The 15,921-nt window shown below is 34.4% G+C and carries 16 protein-coding genes; 9 read left to right on the top strand and 7 right to left on the bottom strand.

The window, feature by feature from the left end; genetic code table 11:
• From Z054_RS31930 to Z054_RS31925, 7 genes are all read left to right on the top strand, one after another.
• Positions 1–485: hypothetical protein (locus tag Z054_RS31930; RefSeq protein WP_035093563.1), on the top strand; the 485-nt coding region annotated here is incomplete at its 5' end.
• A 2-nt stretch (positions 486–487) separates the two neighbouring features.
• Positions 488–1,021, top strand: coding sequence for a hypothetical protein (locus Z054_RS0125445; protein WP_024772823.1), 534 nt, complete (start codon positions 488–490; stop codon positions 1,019–1,021).
• A gap of 236 nt (positions 1,022–1,257) precedes the next feature.
• Complete coding sequence (locus tag Z054_RS29285) at positions 1,258–1,617, top strand: hypothetical protein (RefSeq protein ID WP_024772822.1); 360 nt, start codon at positions 1,258–1,260, stop codon at positions 1,615–1,617.
• Entirely contained in the window at positions 1,607–1,876 is a 270-nt protein-coding gene (locus tag Z054_RS0125435) for a CPCC family cysteine-rich protein (protein ID WP_024772821.1), read from the top strand. Before Z054_RS29285 ends, Z054_RS0125435 begins: the two co-directional genes overlap by 11 nt.
• A 125-nt stretch (positions 1,877–2,001) precedes the next feature.
• A complete protein-coding gene (locus tag Z054_RS0125430) occupies positions 2,002–2,373 on the top strand; it encodes a hypothetical protein (protein WP_024772820.1) in 372 nt (123 codons plus the stop codon).
• 11 nt (positions 2,374–2,384) lie between these two features.
• Positions 2,385–2,798, top strand: a complete 414-nt coding sequence (locus Z054_RS0125425) for a DUF7878 domain-containing protein (RefSeq protein ID WP_024772819.1) — start codon at positions 2,385–2,387, stop codon at positions 2,796–2,798.
• Between the two features lie 65 nt (positions 2,799–2,863).
• Positions 2,864–3,010: a hypothetical protein gene (locus Z054_RS31925; RefSeq protein WP_161635341.1), complete on the top strand. Its 147-nt coding sequence runs from the start codon at positions 2,864–2,866 to the stop codon at positions 3,008–3,010.
• Positions 3,011–3,139: 129 nt separating this feature from the next.
• Here Z054_RS31925 and Z054_RS0125415 read toward each other — a convergent pair whose 3' ends face one another.
• The 3 genes from Z054_RS0125415 to pruA form a co-directional block, all read right to left on the bottom strand.
• Positions 3,140–3,607, bottom strand: coding sequence for a GNAT family N-acetyltransferase (locus tag Z054_RS0125415; protein WP_035093560.1), 468 nt, complete (start codon positions 3,605–3,607; stop codon positions 3,140–3,142).
• A gap of 62 nt (positions 3,608–3,669) precedes the next feature.
• Entirely contained in the window at positions 3,670–4,779 is a 1,110-nt protein-coding gene (locus Z054_RS0125410; RefSeq protein WP_024772816.1) for an FAD-dependent monooxygenase, read from the bottom strand.
• A gap of 104 nt (positions 4,780–4,883) precedes the next feature.
• A complete protein-coding gene (pruA, locus tag Z054_RS0125405; protein WP_024772815.1) occupies positions 4,884–6,512 on the bottom strand; it encodes an L-glutamate gamma-semialdehyde dehydrogenase in 1,629 nt (542 codons plus the stop codon).
• Positions 6,513–6,824: 312 nt separating this feature from the next.
• Between pruA and Z054_RS0125400 the strand changes: the two genes are divergently transcribed.
• Complete coding sequence (locus Z054_RS0125400; protein ID WP_024772814.1) at positions 6,825–7,541, top strand: NRDE family protein; 717 nt, start codon at positions 6,825–6,827, stop codon at positions 7,539–7,541.
• Between the two features lie 25 nt (positions 7,542–7,566).
• On the top strand, positions 7,567–8,559 hold the full coding sequence (locus tag Z054_RS0125395) for a DUF6695 family protein (protein ID WP_024772813.1): 993 nt from the start codon (positions 7,567–7,569) through the stop codon (positions 8,557–8,559).
• On the opposite strand, the gene apaG is transcribed toward Z054_RS0125395, so the two are convergent.
• From apaG to Z054_RS0125370, 4 genes are all read right to left on the bottom strand, one after another.
• Positions 8,552–8,938, bottom strand: a complete 387-nt coding sequence (gene apaG, locus Z054_RS0125390; RefSeq protein ID WP_024772812.1) for a Co2+/Mg2+ efflux protein ApaG — start codon at positions 8,936–8,938, stop codon at positions 8,552–8,554. The two genes, Z054_RS0125395 and apaG, sit on opposite strands and share 8 nt — an antisense overlap.
• A gap of 1 nt (position 8,939) precedes the next feature.
• A complete protein-coding gene (locus Z054_RS0125385; RefSeq protein ID WP_024772811.1) occupies positions 8,940–10,094 on the bottom strand; it encodes a DUF3667 domain-containing protein in 1,155 nt (384 codons plus the stop codon).
• A 189-nt stretch (positions 10,095–10,283) separates the two neighbouring features.
• Positions 10,284–14,171 (bottom strand): PQQ-dependent sugar dehydrogenase, encoded by a 3,888-nt coding sequence (locus tag Z054_RS30610; protein WP_024772810.1) that lies wholly within the window; start codon positions 14,169–14,171, stop codon positions 10,284–10,286.
• 353 nt (positions 14,172–14,524) lie between these two features.
• The gene (locus tag Z054_RS0125370; RefSeq protein ID WP_241461457.1) at positions 14,525–15,796 is read right to left on the bottom strand and encodes a type IX secretion system plug protein; all 1,272 of its coding nucleotides are present in this window, start codon (positions 15,794–15,796) and stop codon (positions 14,525–14,527) included.
• Between the last annotated feature and the right edge of the window lie 125 nt (positions 15,797–15,921).

The raw sequence follows: 15,921 nt of genomic DNA, 5'->3' as shown, positions 1-15,921 counted from the left end.
CACATTTTAGAGCAGCACGTACTAATAGCAGGTTACAACAAGCTGCTAGCACAGGGGATGTTAACAATGTTTTCTATGCTTTAGGAGGAGAGTCTGCAAATTTACAAATGGAATCTTTATCTTTGATACCAGGTGCAGGAGTGGCTGGTAGGACAGGAAATGTTGCTAGGATGAGTAGCCAAATATTAGGTTGGGGTAAGAACTCGGCAGGCCACTTGATTAAGCATAGGAATGTTTTAGGGTTTGGTAATGTTTCTGCACAGCAAGTCCAAAAGATGTTACCGCAATTAAGAGGAGCTGCAAATCAACTTTTAAATAATGCAAACCCAGCTCTGACACGTGTGGGGCAATGGCATCAGCATTCAAATGCAATTATGTATATTAGTAATGGTAAGATGTTGGTCACCAAAGCTGATGGGACTTTCATTTCGGTTATTAATAAAACATCGAACAACTGGTATCAACTCGCAAAACCACTACATTAATTATGAAGACATTTAAAGAATTAAGAAATAAGGAGATAAAGAAGTTATTTCTTGTTGTTTGGCCTCCATTAGGCGAAGAAAAAGAATTAGATATTGATATATCTTTTGGATTTGTTTTTCGTCAAAATCCAGATCGTTTATGTGTTATCACTACCGATAAAGAGGATATGTGGACTCCTTACCTCCGTTTTGAAGGAATACCTACAAAGGTATATTCTTGGTCATCTTTTACATCCAGGATGGATGCTTGGATGAAGTCAGAATGTGAAAGTGATTTAGAGATGGAGTATTATGAAGTAACAGAAGTTCAAGAATTCAGCAATATAATTGCTTCTAAAATACAATCTATTGAATTTGTTGGATTAAAAAACAAACCTGAGCCCTTCGGAGTAAAAGTTGTGTTTGATAACGATTATATTCTTTCAACTCCAATATCAGATGGGAATACGGTTGAAACTTCTCAATTTAACAGAAATGATAACCTTTTAAATTTTGAGCGCATGGGAACTATAGAGGTTATAAACCTTTCTGAATAATTAGACTAATAAAAATATGAAAGCCTCTGCATTTTGCAGAGGCTTTTTACATTAGATTGATTTTGGGGTCCTTAATAAAAAGAGTGGCAATATTGGTGGTGCCTTCCTATAACAAAAGATAGGTGGATAAAACATCTCTCTTATTTTACTAAAATAAAGCAGCTATGGTAACATGTTTATTGTAGCTGTTTGTTTTATGCTTTAGGAGGAGAATCTACAAATAGGAATCTTTATCTTTGATACCAGGTGCAGGAGTGGCCGGTAGGACAGGAAGTGTTGTTAAGGGGAGTACAAAGCTCTTAACACAGGGAAGATTTCCTAACTTTGCTGCAAAATTCGCAAAGCACTCTGGAGAATGGTCTCAATGGGGGGCTATTTCTAAAAATGCATTCTACAATCGAGCGATTAAATTGGCGGATAGTCCGGTCGGCGGTAGTATCAGTGGATTTACCTCTAGACAAGGGTATGGTTTTAAATTCAATAACAAAACAGGAGAATTTTTAACCACTCACCCTAATGGTACCATTCAAACTTTCTTCAGACCAAAACAAGGTTTGAATTACTATCTAAAACAAGTACAGAAATATGGAAACTAAACAAAATAGACATGGTAATTATCAATGCCCTTGCTGTAAATATTATACCCTAAATGAAAAGCCAGATAACACATTTCAAACCTGTCCAGTGTGTTTCTGGGAAGATGATGGAATCCAATTACATGATCCGGATTATGAAGGTGGAGCAAATGAGATGAGCCTTAATCAAGCTCGAAGAAACTTCAAAGAGCTTGGAGTGATAGATTTACAATTTGAGGAACAGGTTAGACAACCATTAGAAGAAGAATTGAAAGACTAATATCAAAAGCCCTTGCAGAGATGTGAGGGCTTTTTTTTAGTAAGCTGCATCAACCGGGGATGTTAACAATGTTTTCTATGTTTTAGGAGGAGAGTCTGCAAATTTACAAATAGGAATCTTTATCTTTGATACCAGGTGCAGGAGTGGCTGGTAGAGCTGGAAATGTTGCTAGGACGAGTAATGCTTTGGCAAGAGCATCGAAGGCATCGTTTACAGCAGCTGATGATTTAGGTTCAATATTTGTTAAAAATGAACACCTGAACATCGGTTCAGGTAAATTTGCAAAATTCAATACAATTGATATTGGAACAGCGAGAGAAATTGTTCAAGAAGCTTTACGCTCACCCAACGCACAGTTTTTATCCAACCCTAATTTGTTAAACACATTTAGGGTACATACTAATTTAGGAAGAGTAATCGGTACTAAAGGACAAACTTCTGTTAGGGTAATAGTTGGATTTGATAGCAAAGTAATAAATGCTTTCCCAATCAAATAATTTATATCATAATGAAAATAGAATTTGAAATTACTTCAATACCTGAAGAAAATAAAAAGCAGTATTTTGTTGCTTATTTAGAAGGAACTTTAAGAATCTTCCTGAAAGGAAAGCTTTTTTTTGATTCCACTGATTTATTAATTGCTGAACTTGGCGTATTATTAAGAAGATGGGTTGAGAGAATAAGAATTGATCAGTTTACTGATTTTCATTATGAAACGATGGATAGTGATGAATCTCCAATACTTTTATTCAAATATAATGGAAAAGAAGGTTTTTTAATTGAATCTGTATGGCAAGAATTTGATGAAGAGAAAGCTATGGACAAGGATGAATTACTAGAAGCAGTTGAGGATTTCTTAAATAGGTTAGATATTGAGTTAAATCAAAAGGGTAATGTGAAATTAAAAGAACTTATGGAGTAAATTGGAATAGCCGCTGGGGAGTAATTATGCTTATCAAAGATTTGGAAGATGGCAATTATCTTTCAATGAACGAAAAGGGCGCTGTTTTTGGAATGATACATGACCCATATGAAGTAGAAAAACTTTTCGATAATAAGGAAGCTTTTTTCAATGATCTAGAATTGGGCAACTTTAGTATAGAACAATACTATAACAAAAAGATGGGTGGATAAAACATCTCTCTTATTTTACTAAAATAAAGCAGCTACAGTAACATGTTTATTGTAGCTGTTTGTTTTTTATAAATCTTACTTCATCATAAATCCTTTAGAAAACAGAATTAGAGCTTGCAGAGAGATATTTTAATCTAAATCATTTAGGTTTACTCTCATCTCAATAAGGTGCTTTTTGAAACCAACTTTTTCATAAGCTCGTATAGCTCTTGGATTTTGATCATAAACCGTAAGACGTATTTCTTCTAGATTTTTACTTGCAAACCAATCACATATGTATTTTATGATTTTCTGGCTAACACCTTTTCCTCTATGTTGATCTTTTACATACATAAAACCGATATAGCCCAATTGTTTTTGTTTGAAGAAGTTTTTTCGGTCACGTATTTGTCCGTAGCCGCTTCCAACAATTTCTCCTTCAATCTCAGCAACAACAACCTCTGTGTGATCAGATAAGACATAATCCTTAACACTATAATAGCTTATTTTTTTATCCTGTATCAATGTAGGATCCATTGGGCGCTCTGCCTCAATGATTTTTTGTTCAAAATCCAAAAGAATAGGTAGATCTTCTATTATAGCTGTTCTTATAATCATACTAGGTTGTGATATGTTGTTGTTTTTTGTTTAGAGGAAAAAGATACATGTATTATTTAAATCTACCAATTAGGGGTTTTGGTAAGAGGTTTGTAATCTTCGGTCCAGTTTTTTTCTCCTACTTTTTTTAATCCTAGCTTGGCAATCCAATAAGGTAATTTAGAGAGTTTTTCGCGCTTTTGATTACGAGCTCTGGTCCAATCTATACGATTAATCCTGTTTTTTGAAAACGTAGAGGCCATGGTGCTCCAATCTTCGTTTTTAAGTAAACCAGATAATACAACAGCATCTTCTAGAGCAAGAGCACCACCTTGCGCCATAAATGGAGGCATTCCGTGGGCTGCATCTCCTATAAGAACGACTCTGCTACTGCCCATAACCGGTAATTGAGGAAGCTCTTCTAAATCATTCCAGTAGGCTTCATCGGGATTCCATGTGTTAAGAATTTCGGGAACTGGAGAGGCAAATTTTTTAAAAGGTTCCATATACTGTTTTTTGTCATACGTTTTAAAACCTTTTGTTTTTCTATTTACATAACAATATGCAAAATCCTTATCGGTAGGGATGATTAGAAATTGCCCTGCCGAGCTTATAAATAAGGTCCATGAATTAATGTCTTTTGGTTTTTTAATCATAAACCGACACACCTGTGCAGTTACTTTTCTTAGAGGGATATCTCCCAAAACTAAATTTCTGGCCCTAGAATACAATCCATCTGCTCCTATAACCAAGTCATATTCTTCTTTAGAGCCATCTGATAGTTCTATTCCAATAGATTGTGGATTTGTTTTTAGATTCTTAATAGTGGTATTGAAAACAATGTCAATATTATTTATTCCATTAATAAGAATGTCATGAAGTACTTTTCTTTTTATACTCAGGCATGGTTTTTCTCTTCCCCATATTTTTTCAAGATCTAAATCAAGTATCGTTTCTGCTTTGGCACTCTTTATATTGCGATAATCTATAATAAACCCTTTCTCTCTTGCAATAGTTCCCAATCCTATTTTATCCAACGCAACAACTCCATTAGAAGGTAAATATAATCCAGTTCCAGATATTTGCCATTCGGATTGTTTTTCAATTAACTTGATCTGATACCCTTGGTTTTGAAGCATCCTTGCGGTTGCAAGACCAGCAATACCTCCTCCGGTAATTAATATTTTCTTCATATTAAGTTGGTGTGTGATTTGGAGTAAATTTAAATGTTTTAAGTGGTATGCCCAAACAAAAAAAAGTGCCATTTGGCACTTTTTTTATATGTAATTTGTTGAGATTATTCTCCCAAAAAAGGATATCTGTAATCTGCTGGAGAAACAAATGTTTCCTTGATCATGCGTGGTGATACCCAACGTAATAAGTTAAGGTATGAACCTGCTTTATCATTAGTACCAGAAGCTCTGGCTCCACCAAATGGCTGTTGCCCTACAACAGCTCCAGTACATTTATCATTAATGTAGAAATTACCCGCACAGTTTTCTAATGCTTTAGTTGCTTCTGCAGCAGCATAACGATCTGTAGAGAATATAGCTCCAGTTAATGCGTATTCACTGGTTCCATCAACCAGTTCTAATGTTTCACCCCATTTATTGTCTTCATAAACATATATTGTAATAACAGGACCAAATAATTCTGTACACATTGTAGTGTATTTTGGATCTTTAGCTACTATTACAGTTGGCTCAATAAAATATCCTTTGGATTTATCGTACCCACCACCAGCTATAATTTCTGCATCTGCATCATTTTTTACCTGATCAATATATTTAGTTAATTTGTCGAAAGACCCTTCATGTATCACTGCAGTAATGAAGTTACTCATATCTTCTGGCGATCCCATTTTGAAAGACTTGACATCTTCTTTCAGGTATTTTTCTACATCTGCCCATAGACTCTTTGGTATATAAGCTCTGGATGCTGCGCTACATTTTTGTCCCTGAAACTCAAACGCTCCACGAGAAATACCAGTAGCAACTTGTTTCGCATTTGCACTAGGGTGTGCCATGATAAAATCTTTACCACCAGTTTCTCCTACAATTCTTGGATATGTTTTGTAGTTATGAATATTGGTACCGATTTTTGCCCAAATATCTTTAAATACATGTGTACTTCCTGTAAAATGTATTCCTGCAAAATCAGGACTTGCTAAAACAGTATCTGTAATCATAACAGGATCTCCATATACTACATTGATTACACCATCAGGTACACCTGCTTCTTTAAATATATCTACGATAACTTTTGCAGAATAGATCTGACTGTCACTTGGTTTCCATACTACAGTATTTCCCATCAGTGCAGCACTGGCGGGTAGGTTTCCTGCAATTGCTGTAAAATTAAAAGGAGTAATTGCATATACAAAACCTTCTAATGGGCGATACTCTAATCTGTTCCAGGCTCCAGAAGTAGAATCTGGTTGATCCTCATAGATTTGAGTCATATATTCTACGTTAAAACGTAAAAAATCGATAAACTCACATGCTGCATCAATTTCTGCCTGAAATATATTTTTAGACTGCGCAAGCATAGTAGCTGCGTTGATTTTTGCACGGTATGGTCCGGCAATAAGTTCTGCAGCTCTTAAAAATACGGCAGCACGTTGTTCCCATGCTAAATCAGCCCATTTTTTGCGAGCTTCAAGTGCAGTATCAATTGCTTTTTGAATGTGTTGTTTTTCTGCCTTGTGATACGTTCCTAAGATATGTTGATGATCGTGTGGAGGCGCCATTGTAGAAGTATCTCCTGTTCTTATCTCTTCACCATTAATATATAAAGGTACGTCTACAGTAGTGTTGTACATTGCTGCATAAGTTGCCAGAACTTCTTCTCTTTCCGGTGTTCCGGGAGCGTAGGACTTTATTGGCTCATTTAATGCAGTAGGAACTTGAAAAAAACCTTTTCCCATGATGTAATGTGTTAATTTAAATTAGTAAGATGTATTTGTCTAATGAATTTGTCATTATAAGGTAGCAAAGATAGAAAATTATATAGGCTAAAATCTATTTTAACCTTTTATACCAAAAAAATCTGTAAAATGTTTGAAATCATATTTTCTCACTCATGTTTTTGTAGTTATACTTATCTTTTTTGACTACAGGTTGTTTTATAATAATTATGTGGTGTTAAACAAAAAACTGCTTCTCCATTTGATATTGTAAAGATATAGAGTATGTAATTTTTTTTGTAAGTTGTGGGATATTTAGCCGACCCAAAATTTATGTGTACAGTTACGTTAATCCCAACTCAAGAAAATAATTTTATACTAACCTCTAATCGTGATGAGGCTGTAAATCGAAAAACACTACTTCCTGAATTTTATCAGGTAAATAAAACCAGAATGCTGTTTCCTAAGGATGCTGTGGCTGGAGGTACCTGGATTGGTGTTAGTGATAAAAATACTATGATATGCTTGCTTAATGGTGGGTTCGAAATTCATGAAAGGTCGGCGTCGTATAGACAGAGTAGAGGAGTGGTCGTAAAAGATCTATTAGAAGCCGATGATTTAGAAAAAGCAATTCTGGCATATAATTGTAAAGGGGTAGAGCCTTTTACGATTGTAGCTGTAAATTGGCAATCTGATCTTTTACTTTTTGAAATGGTTTGGGATGGGCAACAAAAACATCTTAGGAGATTAGAAAAAGAAACCCATATATGGTCGTCTTCTACTTTGTATACTAAAGATATGAAAGCAACACGTAAAAAGTGGTTTGCTGCTTATGAAAACCAGAATGTATTAACCTCAATGTCACTTTTGGATTTTCATAAAAACGCCGGAGTAGGCGATAAGGATATTGATCTGCAAATAGATAGAGGGTTCTTGAAAACCAGAAGCATTACTCAAATTGTAAAGAATGAAGAAGAGCTTTCTATGCGATACGAAAACCTGCAAAATAAAGAAGTAAGTACTGTTGTTTTTGAAGCTATAACAGCTTAAGAAAACTATCTAAATTTATGTAAAATTGAATTATACAGGTAAAATAATTTCACTTGCTTATCCTGATACGTTTGTAAAACACTCTGATGAGCCTTCGACTAAAGTGCTTTTAGCTTTGGGTATGGGTAAGCATAGTTATATCAAAGCAGGTCATGCAGCTTTTGTTCTTATTGAAAATGAAACAGGTAGAGCAGAGTATTATGATTTTGGTAGATATATTACTCCGCCAGGGTATGGTAGGGTAAGAAGTGCGGTTACCGATGTAGAGCTAGAAATACCATTCAAAGCTACTATAACACCTGATTCGAAGTTGAGTAATGTAGAAGAGTTTTTGCTTTGGTTAGAAGCAAATCCAGACAAAACACATGGTGACGGACGGTTAGTAGCTTCTGTGTGTGACTATATTCATTATAAAGAAGCAAGCAGCTATGTGTTGTCTGTTCAGGAAAAAGGAAGTTTGCCATATAAAGCTTTTGGAAAAGAAGGAAGTAATTGCTCCCGAATCGTTACCGATACGATTTTGGCAAGTACAGATAATGCTAAAATCAGAAAGCCGCTGTTACGTAATAAAATGTTTACACCAAGTCCTTTGGGGAATGTAGAAAAAGGAGCTGCTGGGAATCCAATTTATCAAGTAGAGCAAGGAAAGTTGAATGTATATCCAGGATCTGTTTTTAAAGAAAACCTGACTAATTATTTTGACAAAAACATCCCCGAGACTAAGCATAATCATATTGTAAATTCAAAAGGGTTTTTGAAAAATGCTCATTTCCTTTCAGGTACCGGTAGTAGCGCATATTTTACATTAGACAAATCTTTAGAGAGTGATATATTCGAAATTAGAAGGTATACAGAATATGGTAAAGAAGATTTTAAAGGACTTTTTACTTTGGTAGAGGATGGTTTTGATATCTTAAAGAAATATAGTTTTGTATATGATTCTAATTGTAAGTACTGTCATGTAGAGCAAAACGGAAATAAAATCAGATTTGAATTAGTGAAGAGGATTGTTAGTTAAGTGCAAAAGGGGCACTTAGCTTAAAACCCGGAATCATGACTTGAAACTTTCTGGTAGATGTAAAATTAACCATATTGTAGTGCCCTTTCATAGCACCAAAAGGAGAACTAAGTAAACAGCCGCTATTATAAGTGTGAGATTCGCCAGGTTTTAAAACCGGCTTCTTGCCAATTACACCTTCACCTTCTACAATTTCAGTATTATTTAAAGCATCTTTGATTTCCCAAAAACGAGAAGTAAGTTGTACAGAGTCTTTACTTTGATTTTCTATAGTAATTCGATAACCAAAGGCAAAGTGAATCTTATAGTTCTTATAGAACGTACCTTCAAAAGTCGTATCCACCGAAATTTTTATTCCTCTGGTAATTTGCTGTACCATATCAAAATATAAACACCGATCCTATTATAGTTAATATAGAACCTATGCCTGCTAAGATAAAAAATAATACGTTCACAAGCAGAAATTTAACAATTGTTTTGACTCTTCCTTGGTTATAAAATTTCCGCATAGCTTTATATAGGTAAAATAGAAAAACAAGCATTGCAATCCCAAAAAGAGCATTAATGTTGGTGATCTTTGCAATCAAAATTGAAAAACCTATGATTATAAAAAACATGGTTTGAGTGTGAAATATGAATACCAGATGCTCCATATAGTTAAAAGGTCTTCTAATATATATGAGCCAAATGCTTAAAGCAAAAAAGGGAAGAAAGAAGAATATAATGAAGGGTAATTTATTAAATATAAATTCAAAGAATTCTTGCCCATAGTTTTCCTCTATTGATTTGGTTTTTAGTACTCTATGGTAGATGTATTTGTTAAATTGATTTCTTTCATGTTTTAGTTCTGATAGCGCTTTATAAGTGGATTTTTCTTTTGTTTTATCATAATAATCTTCATACATGGGCCATAGTTTAAAGCCTCTTTTGAAAAAACCAATACTATCAATCTGTTTTTGTGAATAATAGGTGGTTTCTTTTGGTTCGGTTTGGTTGTCATTTAATAAAGGAAGCCCCTCTACTTTTAGGATTTCTTCACTAATTTTTTCTTTATCTGATTTAGAAATACCGTTAGTCGCTAATATTTGATCACTAATTTTCTGTGTTAACGAATCATCCATTTTGATGCTTTCTTTGATCTCGGTAATAGCATCTTTTCCGACATTGACTTTGCCTTCAATTTCTGATCTAAAACCATCAAAATCAATGAATAAACCGTTAATGATAAAAAAGATGATAGAGACACTAAGGTAAAACCGAAATGGGTTAGCGTATTTTACTCTTTTACCTTGAGTGTATTCTTTAGAGATTTTTCCAGGCTTAAAAAGTAATGCAACAATAGTATGCCTTAAACGAGAATCATAAGAAAAGATACTGGCAAAAAACTCATTAAAAAAATCCTTAAGAGATAATCTTTTATTGGTGTTAATTTGTCCGCAATTATGACAATATCGATCGATAACGTCTAATGGTACATTGCAATTAAGACATTCGCTGCCGCGATACTCTTTTAAGAATCTTCCCGTTTCCTTCATTTTTAGTTGATAGTAGTTTCCTTGTGAGGCTAAAAGTAATAATATTTTGTTGTAACATAAAAGTTCTGGATTATTATGATCTTTTTATGCACGAAGTTAGATGAAGAAAGTTGTTTAAAAATAAATAACCCCTGATAATTCAGGGGTTATTTATTTTTAAACAACTTTAATTAGATCAATGTGTTTTGTTTACTTTATAATGAATTTTTTAATTTGAGTTTTTGTATTAGATGTAACTGAAATGAAATATAACCCAGATGGTAAATCATTTAATTCTATTTTATTTCTGGATATTATTCCTGTTTTTACAATTTGACCAATTTTGTTGACAATTTTGAAACTAGAATTGTTGGAATCATTGGTTTTTATAATTATAAAACTTTCTGCCGGGTTTGGATAAATTTTGAAACTAGAATTATCTAAATTTATTTTTACATCAGTATTGTTATTACCAACACAGAAATTTTTAATTTCTTCTGAAGTAAAAGAAGCGCCTGAAGCTAAAACGGTATTACTTGTAACACTTGTTAATTCATAAGATCCGTTTCCGTATGTACAGCAAAGCCCGTCACTATATGCATCCTTAATTACAAAGGTATAACAGCCTTTATCTAAAGTTTTAGTAATGTTTATAGTAGAATTACCTGCTTGTGATTCGTATGATCCTCCAGAATGTAGTACTTTATCACTAGTATCCTTAATCTCCCAACTGGTATCTTGTGGATATCTGTCAAAGGTAATACGTAGTTTTACATCATAAGTAGAAGACGTTCCAGCAGTAGTTACATTTAGAGTACTACTTGCTGCAGATTCATTTCCTGCTGCATCTTTGGCTTTTACAGTAAACTGGTATGCTGTGTTAGCGGTTAATCCAGTAATGTTTCTTGTAGTTGCTGTTACCGATCCAAGATTAGTAGCTCCTTGATATACATCATATCCTGTAACTCCTACATTATCAGTAGCAGCATTCCAAGATAGCGTAAGTGTAGTTTGAGCAACATTAGAAGCTGTTAATCCAGCAGGAGCAGAAGGAGCTTGGCTATCTGCGCCACCAGATCCACCTATCGCAACGGTGTAATCTTCTACTTCTCCATAAGAGAAAGACTCACACGGAGTTGGTATTTCATTGTATTTCATAGATACCCTCATTCTGGTGTTTCCATCTTTTGCAGTTGCAGGTACAGTAAAGCTTCCACTTACTGGAGTTGTTTGTGAAGCAGCATTAGTCCATACTTGTTCTCCTGTATCGGCAAAATCTCCATCTTGGTTATAATCAATCCATACACTGTATCCTTCATTATATTTAGTTCCAGTCCAAGTAGGAGTAATGGTAATAGTATTAGCATTTCCTTTAGATAGGTTCGTAGATTCAGCAGTAAAATCGTTATATCCACCACTTCCTCCGGTCGATGTTTTATTGATGGTTCCTAATTTCACATTACTGATATATTCATCTCTTATACTTTGCCCATTAGAGGCGCAGTAGTTGAGTTGTACACCCGTAGTTGTAAAATTAGTAGAGCTACTATAATTAGAAGTAGTTCCATCGGCGCACTTACTTCTTACCTGTACTTCATAAGCAGTAGAAGGAGTTAATCCAGAAATGACTTTAGAAGTTCCATTTTCTGCAGAAGTAGTCCATGTTGTTGTTCCTGTTTGTCTGTATCTCAGATCATAAGTTGCACCAGCTACTGCAGTCCAGCCAATAGTAGCTGTATCAGATCCTATTGCAGAAGAAGATACTCCTGTGGGTACTGTTGCTGTGCATGACGTGTCTGATGAGTTGCTCCATGAAGCAGTGTTTTTAGCATTTATAGCTCCTGCTTTAGAAAAATTACCGCCTACAAATATTTCTTTAGTGTCAGAAGAGAATGCCATGGTGTTGACAATGATATCTACCCCAACGCTAGTGTTAGTTCCTAAAGCTTTCCATCCAGTATTTTCACTCCATTGAGCGATATTGTTGACAATTTTATTGCTATTGTTATCAGAGGCAGTGGTGAAAGCTCCGGCAGCGTATAAATGAGTTCCGTCATGAAGTAATGAACGAACATTGTTGTTAACTCCATCACCTAGTTTCGACCAACTATTGGTTGCGATGTTCCATTTTGCAATTCTATTTACAGTTGTATTTCCTGCAAGAGCAAAATTTCCACCAATATAGATTGCAGTTGAAGTAGTTGTTATAGCTTCGACAAACCCACTGGTCCCATCTCCCAATGTTCCCCAATTAGACCCGTTCCATGTTGCAATTCTTTTAGCTATATTACCTCCTGCTTCATCAAAATTACCTCCTACATATAAAGTTCCATCACTCCCTATTGCTAAGGATCGAATTTCGTTATTAGTTCCTGATTTTTTATTTGTTACATCTTCTAAAGCTGACCATTGACTACCATTCCATTTAGCAATATTTCTTACTGTAATTCCATTAATAGTTTTAAATACTCCGCCAACAAAAACATTATTATTACTATCTGTTTCTATTGTAGTAACTGTTCCATCAATTCCAGAGTCTAATGAAGACCATTGTGATCCATTCCATACAGCAATATTATTAGCATTAATTCCGCCAATTTTGGTAAAAACCCCACCTGCATATAGATTTCCGTTTGAGGCAATTTTTAATGTGTTGATACTGCCGTTTGCTCCACTACCCAAAGTAGACCAACCAGTGTTTTTATTCCACACAGCAATATTATTTGCACTTATATTTTCTGCTTTACTAAAATTGCCTCCATGGTATATGTTTCCATTAGAGTCTGATGCTATTGCTTGCACAACTCCGTTAACTCCTTGGTTTAGGGCGGTCCAAGATCCGATTCCATTTACTGCAGTACCGGGAGGAGATGTATTCCCATCAGTAAGTTTATATATTTTGGCATTGCTTCCATAGCTGCTAAAATATAATTCTCCTTCTGTATCGACGCCAAAAGAAGAGATGTATAGTCCATTGGTTTTAAATAATAATTCGCTGGATGTATTTCCTGTAGAGGGGTTATAATTTAATGCCCAAACTCTACCACTTACATAGTCGCTAAAAATATATTTTGAATTGATATCGGGATTTAGGCTGGTAATTTTGGAACCTCTATATACGTAGCCTCCAGTAATTGAAACATCACCTTGGTTATGGTTATAGTTAAATATTGGGGATTCTACTGGGCCTGAGATAATTACATTACTGTTGGCTACAGAGGTGCCTTCAAATCTACTCCATCCATAATTTTTACCATTTTTGATAAGATTAATTTCTTCAAATGCATTTTGTCCTACATCTGCTCCCCACATTCTTCCTGTAGGTTTATCAAAAGAAAATTTCCAGGTATTTCTAATTCCATAAGCATAAATTTCATCTAAACCATCAGTTCCTACAAATGGGTTGTCACTTGGGATTTCATAATTACCATTTGGTAAAATCGGATTGCTTTCTACAGGGTTGCTTCCGTCAAGATCAACATCGATACGGCAAATGCTTCCGAATACAGTATTTTTGTTTTGTCCATTGCGTTTAGGGTCATTTGCTCCACCACCATCTCCAAAAGAGATATAAAGATAAGAATCTGGGCCAAACCCTATTTTTCCTCCATTATGATTGCTGTTATCTTGATTTTTGTCAAATTGAAAGAGTATGAGTTCGCTATTGGGATCTGCAAGGTTAGGGTTGTCTGTTTTAACGGTAAAACGAGATAACACCATTCGTGTAGAAATGCCAGAAACAGGACTGTTTTTAGTATAGTACACATAAAAATAGCCGTTACTACTATAATTAGGATGAAAAGCAAAACCTAAAAGTCCTAATTCTTGACCGTTAGAGAATTGAACACGATCTGTAATGTCAAGAAAGGTGTTTACTTGCGATGAGGTTACATTTTCATTTTTTGGGAATACCTTAATTTTTCCTTTTTGTTCTACAATAAACATTCTGTCTAATCCATTGTTTATACATTGAATTTCTACGGGAAATTCAAAACTGATATTAGGAAAAATAGATTTGTAAGTAATTTGTGAATAAGTATAATCGCTAGTAAATATCGCGATTATAATAAATAGGTGAATTTTGAATAAAGTTTTCATTATGAGTGGTTTTAAGAGAGTTGTAATGATGTAAACAATAAAAAAACTGATTTTATTGTATGGTTAATTAGGTTGTGTTTAATGAACTACGTGAAATTAATGTTCAACTAAATATTTGTATAGTGAAGTATACTGGAGATGTTGTTTTGAAATATGTTGTTCTTAATAGCTGTTTTGTAGAAAGTGTAGATATAGCGCAAACAACTCTTGTAGAAATGCAAGGTTAAATTTTACTTTTGAAGAAAAGGTGGTGTGTTATGGATATAATGATTCAGAATCTGAGCAACCCCCTTAAAATTGGTGTTGTAGAATAAAAAGAAACTAAACAAACTTAAAAAATGAATGCAATTATCCTAATTTGTAATAGTGGCAGAGTTCCCAATTCCTTTTCCAATAACCCTGTCATAGCGTGCTCCGGGAGCTCTGTAATAAGGTAGTACTGTGTATTCATTTTCAGTTTCATCAAAATTACCGCTAATAAAACCTGGATCTATAGTTCCGTCTGGTCTTAAGAGGACATATTTGTAATTATAAAATCCCTGTTTAAAAATGCTTTTGTTGAAGTATCCACCACTTTCTTTATCGTATTGAAGAAGTGTTGATTCATCAAGAGTATAGTTGTTGAAATTACCATAAAGATGAATTTCTCCCCCTTCCAGAGGTTCGTAGCACTCTAGTGAAAAGTGCATCCATACGTAATCTGCTTCAACATTATTATTTTCGGCATCTAGGTTTCTAATAACAAAATTACCATTGATATCGGGGTTATACGTATATCTTCGATTAGCTCTAACTCGATTAGAATATAGATAATTGTGGTAGATATCTCTTAGTTCTATGCTTCGTGTACTTACTGTAGAGGCTCTAATGTCCTTGCTGTCAAAAAATAAGTATTCGTTTCCGCCCCAAAAACTAGATTCCTGATCATATTTGTACACTAGACTATTAGCAATGGTGAATTGAGGGACCAGATTAGTAATCGCATTTTTGAGATCGTTATTTTGCATCACTAAGGTTTTTACTGTTTGTCTAGGGTTTCTTAAAATTTCATTTGGTGAGTTTATTTCGAATTGAACTGATTGTTTGGTATCTATGTGTTTGAGGTCTCTGGATCTCTTTGTGTATACTTTTACTGATGTTAAAGGCTCGTAAACAATAAACTTTCTAGAGAACACCACTTCATCATCATCATCATATATTTCTATGAGATAGTTTCCGCTTACTTTAAGTTTTCTGGTATCTTCATTTGGGATACTTAAGCTATAATGACTATACATCTGTAATGTGTTGAAAGAATTTTCGTAGGTTACAATTCTGATTTCGTCAAAACCATCCAGATATTCATTCTTGTATAAAGAAGAAGGTGTCCAATCAAAGTTATAATGACTTATTCTGTAATAATAATCAGATTCATCGCCATTAATATCATCAAAAGTAATTCTAAAAGGAGCTCCAAGTTTAAGGATAGGTATTCCAGAAAATTCTGCACCTGTAAGTAGTTGGATTGTTTTAATGTGATTGGCAGTATTGATTTCGCTTATAGGTGATTGGCCAAAAAAAAGGTTGGGAACAATAATAAGCAGTAATAGAAGCAGTAGTGATGGTTTAGGTCTTTGTGACATCATATAGAGAATTACGGGTATAAATATAAGCAAAATGTGTGCCTAAAGAATGAAGAGTGTTTTTTTTAGTTGCGAATCATTATTTAGAAGCATTATAAATAATTATCTTATAACAGAACCAGCTTTCA

The organism is Aquimarina macrocephali JAMB N27 (assembly GCF_000520995.1).
GTDB classification, from domain to species: Bacteria; Bacteroidota; Bacteroidia; order Flavobacteriales; family Flavobacteriaceae; genus Aquimarina; species Aquimarina macrocephali.
This window is presented reverse-complemented; position numbering and strand designations above follow the sequence as displayed.